The sequence below is a fragment of the Streptomyces sp. NPDC060031 genome (assembly GCF_042736805.1).
Taxonomy (GTDB): domain Bacteria; phylum Actinomycetota; class Actinomycetes; order Streptomycetales; family Streptomycetaceae; genus Streptomyces.
Genome location: NZ_JBHWVM010000041.1, coordinates 51,652 through 64,243 on the forward strand (window position 1 = coordinate 51,652; position 12,592 = coordinate 64,243).

At 72.4% G+C, this 12,592-nt stretch carries 10 protein-coding genes and 1 pseudogene; 7 read left to right on the forward strand and 4 right to left on the reverse strand.

What is annotated here, in order from left to right:
• The first annotated feature begins 1 nt into the window (after position 1).
• Genes ACFWB8_RS19820 through ACFWB8_RS19830 form a run of 3 tightly spaced genes read left to right on the forward strand, consistent with a single transcriptional unit; the run spans position 2 to position 3,368 of the window.
• Complete coding sequence (locus tag ACFWB8_RS19820; protein WP_385228300.1) at positions 2 to 2,065, forward strand: SpoIIE family protein phosphatase; 2,064 nt, start codon at positions 2 to 4, stop codon at positions 2,063 to 2,065.
• A gap of 4 nt (positions 2,066 to 2,069) precedes the next feature.
• On the forward strand, positions 2,070 to 2,930 hold the full coding sequence (locus tag ACFWB8_RS19825; protein ID WP_385228303.1) for an Fpg/Nei family DNA glycosylase: 861 nt from the start codon (positions 2,070 to 2,072) through the stop codon (positions 2,928 to 2,930).
• A 27-nt stretch (positions 2,931 to 2,957) separates the two neighbouring features.
• A complete protein-coding gene (locus ACFWB8_RS19830) occupies positions 2,958 to 3,368 on the forward strand; it encodes a hypothetical protein (RefSeq protein WP_385228306.1) in 411 nt (136 codons plus the stop codon).
• A 4-nt stretch (positions 3,369 to 3,372) separates the two neighbouring features.
• Here the strand turns inward: ACFWB8_RS19830 and ACFWB8_RS19835 are convergent, their stop codons facing one another.
• Positions 3,373 to 3,873 (reverse strand): hypothetical protein, encoded by a 501-nt coding sequence (locus ACFWB8_RS19835; RefSeq protein WP_385228309.1) that lies wholly within the window; start codon positions 3,871 to 3,873, stop codon positions 3,373 to 3,375.
• Between the two features lie 180 nt (positions 3,874 to 4,053).
• Positions 4,054 to 4,593, reverse strand: coding sequence for a sigma-70 family RNA polymerase sigma factor (locus ACFWB8_RS19840; protein WP_385228312.1), 540 nt, complete (start codon positions 4,591 to 4,593; stop codon positions 4,054 to 4,056).
• Between the two features lie 270 nt (positions 4,594 to 4,863).
• On the opposite strand from ACFWB8_RS19840, the gene ACFWB8_RS19845 reads away from it, so the two are divergent.
• Positions 4,864 to 6,093 (forward strand): CapA family protein, encoded by a 1,230-nt coding sequence (locus tag ACFWB8_RS19845; RefSeq protein WP_385228315.1) that lies wholly within the window; start codon positions 4,864 to 4,866, stop codon positions 6,091 to 6,093.
• Between the two features lie 49 nt (positions 6,094 to 6,142).
• On the opposite strand, the pseudogene ACFWB8_RS19850 reads toward ACFWB8_RS19845, so the two are convergent.
• Positions 6,143 to 6,603, reverse strand: a pseudogene (locus ACFWB8_RS19850) (universal stress protein).
• A gap of 60 nt (positions 6,604 to 6,663) precedes the next feature.
• Here ACFWB8_RS19850 and lysX point away from each other — a divergent pair.
• Positions 6,664 to 9,966 (forward strand): bifunctional lysylphosphatidylglycerol synthetase/lysine--tRNA ligase LysX, encoded by a 3,303-nt coding sequence (lysX, locus tag ACFWB8_RS19855; protein WP_385228318.1) that lies wholly within the window; start codon positions 6,664 to 6,666, stop codon positions 9,964 to 9,966.
• A 70-nt stretch (positions 9,967 to 10,036) separates the two neighbouring features.
• Positions 10,037 to 10,945, forward strand: a complete 909-nt coding sequence (locus ACFWB8_RS19860; RefSeq protein ID WP_385228321.1) for a polysaccharide deacetylase family protein — start codon at positions 10,037 to 10,039, stop codon at positions 10,943 to 10,945.
• Between the two features lie 52 nt (positions 10,946 to 10,997).
• Here the strand turns inward: ACFWB8_RS19860 and ACFWB8_RS19865 are convergent, their stop codons facing one another.
• Positions 10,998 to 11,666: a class F sortase gene (locus ACFWB8_RS19865; RefSeq protein ID WP_385228323.1), complete on the reverse strand. Its 669-nt coding sequence runs from the start codon at positions 11,664 to 11,666 to the stop codon at positions 10,998 to 11,000.
• A gap of 354 nt (positions 11,667 to 12,020) precedes the next feature.
• Here ACFWB8_RS19865 and ACFWB8_RS19870 point away from each other — a divergent pair, with 354 nt between their 5' ends.
• Positions 12,021 to 12,533, forward strand: a complete 513-nt coding sequence (locus ACFWB8_RS19870; RefSeq protein WP_385228326.1) for a hypothetical protein — start codon at positions 12,021 to 12,023, stop codon at positions 12,531 to 12,533.
• Positions 12,534 to 12,592 lie beyond the last annotated feature (59 nt).

Sequence of the window (12,592 nt, forward strand, 5' to 3'; positions counted from 1 at the left end):
CGTGTGTCATGGTGGACCGGTGCCGACCACCGTATCGCTGCCGGACGACTGGCCCGCACACCCGGACCGGTCGCTCTCGCTGAACCGCATGGGCAGTTTCGACTGGGACCTGGTCACCGGGCTCATGCACATGGACGAGGCGGCCCTCGACGTCTTCGACACGGCCCCGGAGGAGTACGACGGCCGGCCCGGCTCCCTCGGCGGCCGCGTCCCGCCCGCGGAGGCGACCCGGCTCGACGCCCTCGTCTCCAGCGCCCTCAAGAGCGGCGTCGACAGCTACGGCGCGTACTTCCGCATCCGCTGCCAGGACGGGCGGCTGCGCTGGACCCACACCCAGGGCCGCGTCATGCGCGGCGCCGACGGCCGCCCGTACCGCATCATCGGCATCGTCCGGGACGCCACCGAGGAACTCAGCCACTCGGCCGAGCGCATGGGCCTCGACGAGGAGCGCCGCCGCCAGACCTCGGTGGTCGAGAGCACCACCGCCGCGCTCGCGCACGCCCGTACCGTCCAGGACGTCATCGACGCGCTCGGCGACGCCCACGGCCTGGAACGGCTCGGCTCGATGGGCATGGTGATGGGCCTGGTCGAGGCCGGGCGGATCCACCTCGTCGCCGAAGGCCCCGAAGGCAGCTTCGTCCCCGGCACGCGCTACACGCGCATCGACGAGGAGTACCCGATGAGCGAGGTCGTGCGCTCGCTCCAGCCGCGCTTCCTCGATTCCGCGGAGGAGTTCGCGGCGGGCTACCCCGAGCTCTGGTCGAAGATCTCGTCCATGGACATCTCGGCGGCGGCCTACCTGCCGCTGATCGCCCAGGCCCGCCCGATCGGCGCCATCGGGCTGCTCTACCAGGACAAGGACGGCTTCACCCAGGAGGAGCGCAACCTGCTGGTCGCGCTGGGCAGCAGCATCGCGCAGAGCCTCCAGCGGGCCATGCTCCTGGAGCAGGAGCACGACCTGGCGGAAGGCCTCCAGCAGGCGATGCTGCCCCGGCGGATCCCGTCCGTACAGGGCGGCGAGATCGCCGTACGCTACCGCTCGGCGCGGATGGGCCAGGACATCGGCGGCGACTGGTACGACGTCATCCCCCTGCCGGGCGGCCGGGTCGGGGCCGTCATCGGCGACGTCCAGGGCCACGACACGCACGCGGCGGCGGTGATGGGACAACTGCGGATCGTCCTGCGCGCGTACGCCGCCGAAGGGCACTCGCCGGCCACCGTCATGGCGCGGGCCTCCGTCTTCCTGCACGAGCTGGACACCGACCGCTTCGCGACCTGCACCTACGTGGAGGCAGACCTCTCGACGGGCGTGCTCCAGCTCGTCCGGGCGGGCCACATCGACCCCTTGCTGCGCGCCCGCGACGGGGACTGCCGGCGGGTGCAGGTGGAGGGCGGCATGCCGCTCGGCCTCTCGGCGGAGTTCGGCCGCCTGGAGTATCCCGTGACCACGGTGGAGATGGACCAGGGAGAAACGCTCCTGCTGTGCACGGACGGCCTGGTGGAACAGCCCGGCGCCGACCTGGACGACGGGATCCGGCTGCTGACCGACCTGATCCGCAGTGGACCGGAGGACCTCCAGCGGCTCGCCGACCGCCTCTGCGAGATCGTGGACGACAGCGGCGGGGACGACGACATGGCGCTCCTGCTGCTGCGCCGCCACGTGGAGGACGCCCCGCGGGGCGGCGGCCGACTCCAGCAGCACGTGGCCCCGGGCGACCCCGAGGCCCTGGTCGCGGCCCGCCACATGATCGGGGCCGCGGTCCGCGCGTGGGGCGCGCGGGAGCGGGCCGACGAGATCGAACTGGTCGCGGACGAGCTGATCGTGAACGCCCTCATGCACACCGACGGCCCGGCCATCGTGACCCTGCGCGTCCTGCCGGGCGCGCAGCGGCGGCTCCGCGTGGAGGTGGAGGACCGCTCCAGCGCCCTGCCCCGACGGCGCGAGGCGGGCGATTCGGGGGTGTCGGGGCGGGGCCTGATGCTGGTGGACCGGCTGGCGGACGTCTGGGGAGTGGAGTCCCGGGGCAGTGGCAAGTGCGTGTGGTGCGAGTTCGTGATGGGGTAGGAGAATGCCCGAGCTGCCGGAGGTCGAGGCCCTGAGGGAATTCCTCGACGAGCACCTCACCGGGCGGGTGGTCGAGCGCGTCCTCCCGCTGGCCGTCAGCGTTCTCAAGACGTACGCTCCGCCGCTCACCGCCCTGGAGGGACAGCCGGCCCGGTCCACCGCCCGGTACGGCAAGTTCCTGGCCCTGGCGATCGGCGACCTGTACCTCGTCACCCACCTGGCCCGGGCCGGCTGGCTGCGCTGGCAGGAGACCCTGCCGGCGCAGCCGCCCCGCCCCGGCAAGGGGCCGCTCGCGCTGCGCCTCGTGCTGGAGGGCGGCGGCGGATTCGACCTCACCGAGGCGGGTACCCAAAAGCGCCTCGCGGTGTACGTGGTCCGCGACCCGCAGGAGGTCCCGGGGATCGCCCGCCTCGGTCCGGACCCGCTGGCCCCCGGCTTCGACCGCGCGGCCTTCGCGGCGCTGCTCGCAGGGGAGCGGCGGCAGATCAAGGGCGTCCTGCGCGACCAGGGCGTCATCGCCGGCATCGGCAACGCGTACAGCGATGAAATCCTTCACAAGGCCCGCGTCTCGCCCTTCAAACTGGCCGCCTCCTTCGACGAGGGGCAGGTCACCCACCTGTACGAGGCCGTCCGGGACACCCTGCGGGAGGCCGTCGAGCGCTCGCACGGAGTGGCGGCCGGCCACCTCAAGGCCGAGAAGAAGAGCGGGCTGCGGGTGCACGGCAGGGCCAGCGAACCGTGTCCGGTGTGCGGGGACACCGTCCGCTCGGTGTCCTTCGCCGACTCCTCGCTCCAGTACTGCCCCACTTGTCAGACCGGCGGGAAACCGCTCGCGGACCGCCGGCTCTCCAGGCTCCTCAAATAGCCGGGCCCTTGCGTAGACTCCGGCACCATGGCCGAGGAGCAGCAGCCGCCGCCCCGGCGGGAGACCGTCACCGGGGTACCCCGCGGCGCCCGCCGCGGGCCCCCCGCGCACGCGCCGGCCCGGTCCGAGATCTCGGAGCAGACCACCCTCGGCGCGACCTACGTGCGGGCCCTCATGCGCAGCCAACTGCGCGCCGCGCTCGGCGCGCTGGCCGCCCTCGCGCTGCTGGTCGGGACCCTGCCGCTGGTGTTCCTGCTGCCGGACACCGCGTCGGTTCCGCTGGTGTGGGTGGCGCTGGGCCTGCTGGTGTACCCGGTGCTGTGGCTCATCGCGCGCTGGTACGTGACCCGGGTCGAGCGCAACGAAGCCGATTTCACGGGCCTGGTGACCGACCCGGCCGAGGCCCCGGCGGGGCCTCGCCGCGCGCACGTTCGCTGACGTCTCAGAACAGGTGCATCGCCAAGTGCCCCAGGGGGAGCCCCAGTTGCCAGGCGGGGGTCCAGACGCGGGCGTTCTCGTCCAGTCCCGGCGTGGTGTCGGGGTGGCCGTGGCGCCCCGGGTCGAGGTTGGTGGCGAACAGTTCGGTGCGGTCCAGCCAGCGCCACGCGGCCCGCGCCAGTTCCAGGTCGGGGTCCTCGCCGCGGCCGCGCTCCCTGGCCTCCTCGCCCAGCGCCAGGAAACGGGTGTGGACCCAGTCGCGCCAGGGGTGACCGTACGCCGTCAGCGAGAGCCATTCGTCGAGCTGGGAGACCACCCGGATCCCGGAGAGCTCGCCGGCCGCGTCCGAGAGGTAGATGGTCAGCGCGAGCGTGTCGCGGCCGGCGCGGAACTCCAGGGTGCTGACCGGGATCAGCCGGCCCGTGCGCAGCAGTTCGTCGGCGATGTACTCCGCGTAGAGCCATGCCATGGGCACCGCGAGCCCGCCGTCACTGGTGCCGTTCATACCCTCGGGCTGCACCGTTCCACCTTCTCCCGCGCGTCGAGCATTCCCGCCGTCAGCCAAGAGCCTTCACCGAGCGGCTCGCGGAGCGGGGGATGTTTACTCAACTTGAACGGTCTGATGCTGATTTCGATGCGCTTCATGTCCGATTCGGGTGCGTTCGGGTCGCTGGTTGCGTGATTCTCAGGCGCCGAGCCCGTACCCGTACCCCTGCAGCCCCTTCTTGAGGGCGCGCAGGGCGTAGTACGTCCGGGACTTGACCGTTCCTGCCGGAATACCCAGCTCCGCGGCGGCCTCGGCCACGGAGCGGTCCTGGAAGTAGACCTGCATCAGCACCTCCCGGTGCTCCGGCCCCAGACACCCCACCGCCCGCCGTACGTCGATGGCCGTCACCGAGCCGGCCACCGCGTCCTCGGGGGCCGGCGCCTGCTCCAGCCCTTCCGGGTCCACCTCCAGCGGCCGTGACATCCGGGCCCGCCGGGCGTCGATCGCGAGCCGCCGGGCCACCGTGAACAGCCAGGGACGCAGGGACTCGTGACCGCTCGCCAGCACCTCCGGGTGCTGCCAGACCCGTACCAGCGTCTCCTGTACGAGGTCCTCCGCGCGCTGCGCGTCCCCGGCGGTGAGGCCGAGCAGGAAACCGAACAGGGCTCGCCCGTGCTCGCGCTGGAGTTCGGCCAGCGTCTCGGGGTCCGTGCGGTCGAGGGTGGGGGAGAGGGGCACGAGGGGCTCCTTCCAGGGGGCCGTCCGGGTCCGACGGATCCACCCTGACCTGCGCCGGGCCCGCCCGGGAACCTTCAGAACCCGGCGGTGCGCCCAAGCCCCCGGGTCTTCCGGTGGGCGGCCGCGCGGGGCGACGAACGGTCGAACGGCGCGGCGAACGGCCAATGGGGTGAGGCTGCGGCCGGGGGCGGAGCCGTCTCTTGACTTGAGGCCTCTGGTTCTATGGATTGCAGGTGATCGGATAGTCCTACTGCAAGAGAGCCGGGACAGATGACCACGACGCCGACCGCGCCGCCGACCACGCCCGCGCCGCCGACCACGCCCGCGCCGCGCACCCGCCACGCCCTCGCCCTGCTGTCCGCCCTCCTGCTGTCGGCGGTCGCCGCCTGTTCCGCGGGCGGACAGTCCGCGCCGCCCCGCCTCGCGAGCCCCGCCGGGGCCCCGGCCACCCCCGCCGGCCGGGGATTCACCCTGGTCGCGAGCGGGGACGTACTGCCGCACGACTCCATCATCAAGCGGGCGTCAGCCGACGCGGAGGGCTCCGGACACGAGTTCAGGCCGATGTTCCGGAGCGTCAAACCCATGGTCTCGGCCGCGGACCTGGCCATCTGTCACATGGAGACCGTCTACGGCGAGGACGGCGGGCCCTTCACCGGCTACCCGGCCTTCCAGTCCCCGCCCGAGGTCGCCGACGCGCTGAAGGACGCCGGCTACGACGGCTGCTCCACCGCCTCGAACCACACCCTGGACGACGGAGCCGACGGCCTGAAGCGCACCCTCGACAAGTTCGACAAGACCGGCCTCAAGCACGCCGGTTCCGCGCGCACGGCGGCCGAGGCGGCCACGCCCACGATGTACACGGCGGGCTCCGCCAAGGTCGCGCACCTCGCCTACACCTACGACACCAACGGCTACCCGCTCCCGGACGGCCAGCCGTGGGCCGTCAACCTGATGGAGGAGGAGAAGATCGTCGCCGACGCCCGGGCCGCCCGGAAGGCGGGCGCGGACGTGGTCCTGGTCAGCCTCCACTGGGGCACGGAATGGCAGACCGAGCCGGACGGGAAACAGCTCTCGCTCGGCAAGGCGCTGACCGCCTCGCAGACCGGCGGGCGCCCGGACATCGACATGATCCTGGGCACCCACGCGCACATCCCGCAGGCCTACGAGAAGGTCAACGGGACGTGGATCGTCTACGGCATGGGCGACCAGGTCGCGGGCGAGATGTTCAACTACTCCGGCGCGCGGGACATGCGCGGCAACTACGGCTCGATCGGCCGCTTCACCTTCGCCCCGCCGGCCGCGGCCGGGCAGCGCTGGCAGGTCACCAAGGCCGAGTTCACGCCCCAGATGATGGACCTGTCCACGGGGAGGATCGTCCACCTCCCCGCCGCCCTCGCCAAGGACCCCGACCGGGACGACTACCAGGAGGCCCAGGACACCGTCAGCGAGGCCGTCCTCGGCCGCGGCGCGGCCAGGGACGGGCTGACCATGGCCAAGTAGCGCGCACGCCCCGGCCGGCCGGCCAGCCGGCCGGTCCCGCGGGCATCCGCTACGGAACGACCGTGACCGGCCAGCGGCCCGCCTTCACCAGGCGGACCGCCACCGACCCCACGATGCGGTGGCCGGCCTGCTCCGAGGCGCCGACCACCACCGCGTCCGCCGTCAGCTCCTCCGCCGCGCTGACCAGGCCGGCGTACGGGTCGCCGCGGAAGGTGTGAAACTGCCAGCGCACGTCGTAGACGCCCTTGAGGCGCTCGGCCGCGTCCCGGATCTCCGCCCCAGCCCCTCGGCGATCTCCCCGGTCGCGTCGGCGACCGGCGCGCCCAGCGAGGCCCCGGCCGGCATCACCGGCTGTACGTACACCAGCGCCAGCAGCGCGTTCTGGCGCCGGGCCAGTCCCGCCGCGTAGGCCGCGGCGCGGAGCGAGGACTGCGACCCGTCGACCCCCGCGAGGATCACCTTCGGGCCGTCCGTACCGCGTTCGAATCCCGTGTTCACTTGCTCCGTCACCCTCCCGAGGCTATCCGGCTCGGCGCGCGGAGCGGCGCGGGCCTCCCTACAGTGCGAACCATGAGTGCCACCGTGGAGGAGACGCGCGGGACCCGGAACCGCTTCCTGAAGCGGGTGCCGGACGCCTTCGGCGCGTTCTTCGGAACGCTCGGCCTGCTGTGCGCCCTGCTGTCGCTCTCCCCGACGCTCCGGCGGCTGCTGAGGCACATCGTCCGCTTCCTCGACGAGATCGTCGTACCGGTCAGCGCGAACCTCGCCTACGCCGTCTTCCTCTTCCTGCTCGCCGCGGCCCTCGGCACCCGCAAGAAGGTCGCCTGGTGGATCGTCGTCACCTATCTGGCCCTGCTGGTCCTCGTCGACGTCCTGACCATGGCCGTGGGGGACTACTGGATCGGCATCCCCTCCATGGCGCTGGCCGTCGCCGCCCTCGCGCTGCTGGTCGCCGCCCGCAGGGAGTTCTACGCCGCCTCCCGCCCCGGCGCCCTGTGGCGGGCCATGATGGTGCTCGGGCTGGGCCTGCTCGCCGCCGTGCTCGTCGGCTGGGGACTCGTCGCGCTCTTCCCCGGCACCCTCCCCAAGGGCCAGTGGCTGGACTGGGCCGCCAAGCAGGTCTTCGGCGGCCTCTTCTCCGCCCGCCAGTTCGACGGCCGCCCGCCCCGCCCGCTCTACTTCCTGCTCGGCCTCTTCGGCGCCCTCGCCCTGCTGAACGCCGCGTCCGCCCTGTTCCGGTCCCAGCGGCTCACCGCCGCCCTGCACGGGGACGAGGAGCCCCGCATCCGCGCCCTCCTCGGCGCCTACGGGCGGGGCGACTCCCTCGGCTACTTCGCCACCCGGCGCGACAAGGCCGTCGTCTTCGCGCCCAACGGCAAGGGCGCCGTCACCTACCGTGTCGAGGCCGGCGTCTGCCTCGCCAGCGGAGACCCCGTCGGCGATCCCGCCGCCTGGACCCCCGCCATCAACGCCTGGCTCGCCGTCGCCCGCCGCTACGGCTGGCAGCCCGCCGTCATGGGCGCCTCCGAGGAAGGCGCGACCGCGTACGCCCGCTCGGGCCTCAGCGCACTCCAGCTCGGCGACGAGGCCATCCTGCAGGTGGCCCACTTCGACCTCGACGGCCGCGACATGCGCGTCACCCGCCAGGCCGTCAACCGGGTCCAGCGCACCGGCGCCACCACCGTGATCCGCCGCCACTCCGCCCTCACCGAGGAGGAGATGCGGCTCATCGTCGACCGGGCCGACACCTGGCGCGACACCGAGACCGAGCGCGGCTTCTCCATGGCCCTGGACCGGCTCGGGGACCCCGCCGACGGCGACTGCCTGCTCGTCGAGGCCTTCGATCACACGGGCGCGCTCATCGCGCTGCTCTCCTTCGTGCCCTGGGGCAAGGACGGCATCTCACTCGACCTGATGCGCCGCGACCGCACCGCCCCCAACGGGGTCATGGAGTTCATGGTCGCCCAGCTCTGCGCCGCCGCCCCGAGCCTGGGCGTGCGCCGGATCTCCCTCAACTTCGCCGTCTTCCGCTCCGCCTTCGAGGAGGGCGGCCGGATCGGCGCCGGACCCGTCCTCAAGCTGTGGCGCAAGCTGCTGCTCTTCTTCTCCCGCTGGTGGCAGCTGGAGGCGCTCTACCGCTCGAACGTCAAGTACGGCCCCGAGTGGTACCCGCGGTTCCTCTGCTACCAGGACGCCGGCTCGCTCGCCCGGGTCAGCCTCGCCTCCGGCATCGCCGAGGGGTTCGTGTCCGTACCCAGCCTGCGCAAGCTGTGGGGCAACGGCCACCCCAGGGGCCTCACCGCCCCCGCCAACACCGCGGGCCTGCCCTCCATCGACTCGCTCGGCCTGGAACTCGTGGGAGAGGAGGGCGCGGCCGCCCGGGGCGAGCGGCTGCCCGAGCAGGTCCGCGTCCGGCACGACAAACTGGAGCGGATCCGGGCCGGCGGCATCGACCCGTACCCCGTCGGCATCCGCCCGCGCACCCACACGGTCGCGCAGCTCAAGGCCGCCCACCCCGGGTACCCGCCCGGCGCGCGGACCGGCGAACAGGTCACCCTCGCCGGGCGCGTGATGGTCGTGCGCGACCTCGGCGGCGTGGTCTTCGCCGTGCTCCGCGACTGGTCCGGGGACATACAGCTGATGTTCACGCGGGACGAGGCGGGGGCCGACGTACTGGACTTGTTCACCTCCCAGGTCGACTTCGGCGACCACGTCGTGGCGAGCGGCGAGGTCGGCGCCGCCAAGAGCGGCGAGCTGTCCGTCGTGGTCGACTCCTGGCAGCTCGCCGGCAAGTGCCTGCGCCCGCTGCCCGACAAGCGCAAGGGTCTCGCCGACCCGGAAGCCCGGGTCCGGCGCCGCTACCTCGACCTGGTCGCCAGCCCCGGGGCGCGCGATGTCGTACGGGCCCGCTCCAGCGCGGTGCAGGCACTGCGCCAGGGGCTGCTGGACCGCGGCTACCTGGAGGTCGAGACCCCGATGCTCCAGCAGATCCACGGCGGCGCCAACGCCCGGCCGTTCCGCACCCACATCAACGCCTACGACCTCGACCTGTACCTGCGCATCGCACCCGAGCTGTACCTCAAGCGGCTGTGCGTGGGCGGCATGGAGAAGGTCTTCGAGATGGGCCGCACCTTCCGCAACGAAGGCGTCTCCTACAAGCACAACCCCGAGTTCACGATGCTGGAGGCCTACCAGGCCTTCGCCGACTACGACGTCATGCTCGACCTCACGCGCGAGCTGATCCAGGGCGCCGCCACGGCCGCCTTCGGCTCGCCCGTCGCCCACAAGGCGGGCCCGGACGGCAAGCTCGTCGTGCACGACATCTCCGGGGCGTGGCCGGTCAAGACGATGTACGGGGCCATCAGCGAGGCGCTGGGCGAGGAAGTCGACGCGGACACCGGGGAACACGTGCTGCGGCGGCTGTGCGACCGGGCGCAGGTGCCGCACACCCCCGAGAACACGCGGGGCGACGTGGTGCTGGAGATGTACGAGCGGCTGGTGGAGGAGAAGACCGAGCTGCCCACCTTCTACAAGGACTTCCCGACCGACGTCTCGCCGCTCACCCGGCAGCACCGCAAGGATCCGCGGCTCGCCGAGCGCTGGGACCTGGTGGCCTTCGGGACCGAACTGGGCACCGCCTACTCCGAGCTGACCGACCCCGTCGAGCAGCGGCGCCGGCTCACGGCCCAGTCACTGCTGGCGGCGGGCGGCGACCCGGAGGCGATGGAACTCGACAACGACTTCCTGGACGCGCTGGAGTACGCGATGCCGCCGACCGGCGGACTGGGCATCGGCGTGGACCGGCTGGTCATGTTCCTCACGGGTCTGACGATCCGCGAGACGCTTCCGTTCCCCCTGGTGCGGCGCGGCTGATCGGGTGAGGGGGAGGGGGAGCGTCCGCGCCTCTCGACATCTTCGACGATGTCGTTGATACGTAATAGTAATGAAAAATGACGAGCCGACAGTAGGGCGACGCGTGCTCCTGCGCTCCGCCGTCTTCCTCGGAGTCGCTGCCGCCGCCGGTCTGATCACCACCGGCAACGAGGGCGGCGCGCCCGGCCCGGCCGCCGGACGGGGCATCGGAGCGGGCGCCGGGCCGGGGACGGGCCCCGGCGCTGCGGGCGCACCCGCCGCCGGCGCACCCGGGCTGGGCGCCCGGGCACTGTCCGAGAAGTCGTACCGGCTGCGGCCGATGACCGCCGACGCCCCCGCCCGGCCGCCCGCGGCGAAGCCCGTCGTACGGACCAGACCGATCCTGGAACTCCCCGCCACCACCGCCTCGGCGAGTGACATGGTGCTCACCTTCGACGACGGCCCCGACCCCCGCTACACCCCCGGGATCCTCGACACCCTCGCCCGCTACGGCGTGCGAGCGATGTTCTTCGTCTGCGGGGAGATGGCAGACGAGAACCGGGACCTGCTGCGCCGGATGACCGCCGAGGGCCACGTCATCGGCAACCACACCTGGACGCACCCGCTCATCCCCAAGCTCAGCCGGCCCGCCCTCGCCTCCGAGATCGGCCGCACGAGCGAGGTCGTACAGCAGAGCGTGGGGGAGGCGCCGCAGTGGTTCCGGGCACCGTACGGGGCGTGGAACCGGGCCGCGTTCGAGATCGGGGCCGAGCTGGGCATGGAGCCGCTCGCCTGGACCGTGGACAGCCTGGACTGGACGGAACCGGGCACGACCGCGATCGTCTCGCGCATCCTCAAGGGCGCGGCCCCCGGCGTGGTCGTGCTGTCCCACGACGCGGGCGGCAACCGCTCGCAGAGCGTCCAGGCGCTCTCCTCGTACCTGCCCCAACTGCTCGCACGGGGCTACCGCATGACGCTGCCGGTGCTGCCGCCGCGCTGAAGGGGCGAACCCCCGGCGCGGCGGCGCCGCGGCCGGGCGACCCGGCCACCGGTCAGCGGGTCGCCATCATCCGGGCGAAGACGACGACGTTGCCGTCATAGCCCTTGGCCTTCGAATAGCCGCCGCCGCACGTGATCACCCGGAGTTCCGGCTGGCCGGTGTCCCCGTACACCCGGGCTCCGGGGAACGCGTTCTTGGCGAAGACCTCCACGCCGTACACCTCGAACACCGCCGTGCGTCCGTCGTACCGTTCCACCTCGATGTGGTTGCCCTTCTGCACCGAGCCCAAGCCGTAGAAGACCGCCGGTCCCTGCGCGTTGTCCACGTGGCCCACCAGCACCGCCGAGCCCGACTGGCCCGGCGAGATGCCGTTGAGGTACCAGCCGGCCAGATTCGGATCCTGCGGCGGCGGTGCGTCGATGTAGCCCTGCGCGTCCAGTCCGACCGTCATCACCGGTGCGTCGACCTTGATCGCCGGGATACGGATGCGCTGCACCGACGAGTGCTCCAGCACCTCCAGGCCCTGCGGTGGTGCGGGTGGCGGCTCCGTCGCCTGCTGATCCGGCTGTACGGCCACCGCCGCAGCGGCGGCCGGCTGTGGCGGGCCGTCCTCCACATCGGCCCCGTTCCGCATCATGGCGAGGCCGGTGAGCATGACCAGCGCGATGGCTCCCCAGGGGGAGCGCCTTCTCGATGGCCTCTCACTCTCGTCCTCGGTCATGGCTCTCCCTTCCCGACGCGGGGGTCCCGACCCGCGTTCCTGTCCCCACCCCATGTACGCCCTACTTCACGCACGCTAAGGGTGCGCGCGCGGGACGGCGATCGGTGAAGGGCGAACGGGTGGTGGGGCCGGAAGGGGTGCGCCCATCCAGGTAATCGTCACATAAATGCCTGACAGGTCGTGACCTGCGGATCCGTCAGAAGTCCCGTCCGCTCCTCGGCGTGTCGCTCAACCGGGCGGCCCAAAGGCGGAAATGCGCTGGTTGCGAGACGCCGTGAGGGTTCGTCGTGGGAGGCGTTCTCGTCGATCTTCCCGGGCCACCGCTCCGGGGCGCTTCCCGCTGGAGGTTCCACCATGCGTGTTCTCCGCGCTCTAACAGTGACCGCGGCGGCCTGCGCCGCGATCGGCCTCAGTGTCCCGTTCGCCGCCGCGAACCCAGTCGGGGGTCCGCCATCGGGCGGAAACGGCGGGCCCAGCAATGTCACGGTCAACCCCTACTCCGTGCACCAGGGCTCCTCGATGCAGGTCAGCGCGGCCGGCTGCGGCCACGGCGGCACGGTCTGGTCGAACGGCAACTTTCCCCAGACGAACCTGTCGGCCGGCTCCATCGGGTTCGCGACCGTCCGGATCTTCAACCACGCCTCGCCCGGCAACCACACGCTGTCGGTCAAGTGCCACGACAACAGTCTGGTCGCCACGCACCGGTTCACCATCCTGCCGGGCAACGGCGCACAAGGCGGTATCGGCGGCTCCTTCGGCCCGTCCGCCACCGAGACCGCCATCGGCGCGAGCCTCGTGGGGGTGGCGGCGCTCGGCGCCGGCGCCCACGTGATGCGCCGTCGCCGCCCGATCCGCGGCCGGGCCTGATCGGCCGCCTCCCCGGTCTAAAATTTAAACAGCCGGTCGCCCCGTTTCCTGTTCATGAT

Coding starts and splice junctions, on each gene's coding strand:
- ACFWB8_RS19830 (WP_385228306.1), top strand. CDS start 2,958: ATGGCCGAGGAGCAGCAGCCGCCGCCCCGGCGGGAGACCGTCACCGGG.
- ACFWB8_RS19825 (WP_385228303.1), top strand. CDS start 2,070: ATGCCCGAGCTGCCGGAGGTCGAGGCCCTGAGGGAATTCCTCGACGAG.
- ACFWB8_RS19860 (WP_385228321.1), top strand. CDS start 10,037: ATGAAAAATGACGAGCCGACAGTAGGGCGACGCGTGCTCCTGCGCTCC.
- ACFWB8_RS19865 (WP_385228323.1), bottom strand. CDS start 11,666: ATGACCGAGGACGAGAGTGAGAGGCCATCGAGAAGGCGCTCCCCCTGG.
- ACFWB8_RS19870 (WP_385228326.1), top strand. CDS start 12,021: ATGCGTGTTCTCCGCGCTCTAACAGTGACCGCGGCGGCCTGCGCCGCG.
- ACFWB8_RS19845 (WP_385228315.1), top strand. CDS start 4,864: ATGACCACGACGCCGACCGCGCCGCCGACCACGCCCGCGCCGCCGACC.
- lysX (WP_385228318.1), top strand. CDS start 6,664: ATGAGTGCCACCGTGGAGGAGACGCGCGGGACCCGGAACCGCTTCCTG.
- ACFWB8_RS19835 (WP_385228309.1), bottom strand. CDS start 3,873: ATGAACGGCACCAGTGACGGCGGGCTCGCGGTGCCCATGGCATGGCTC.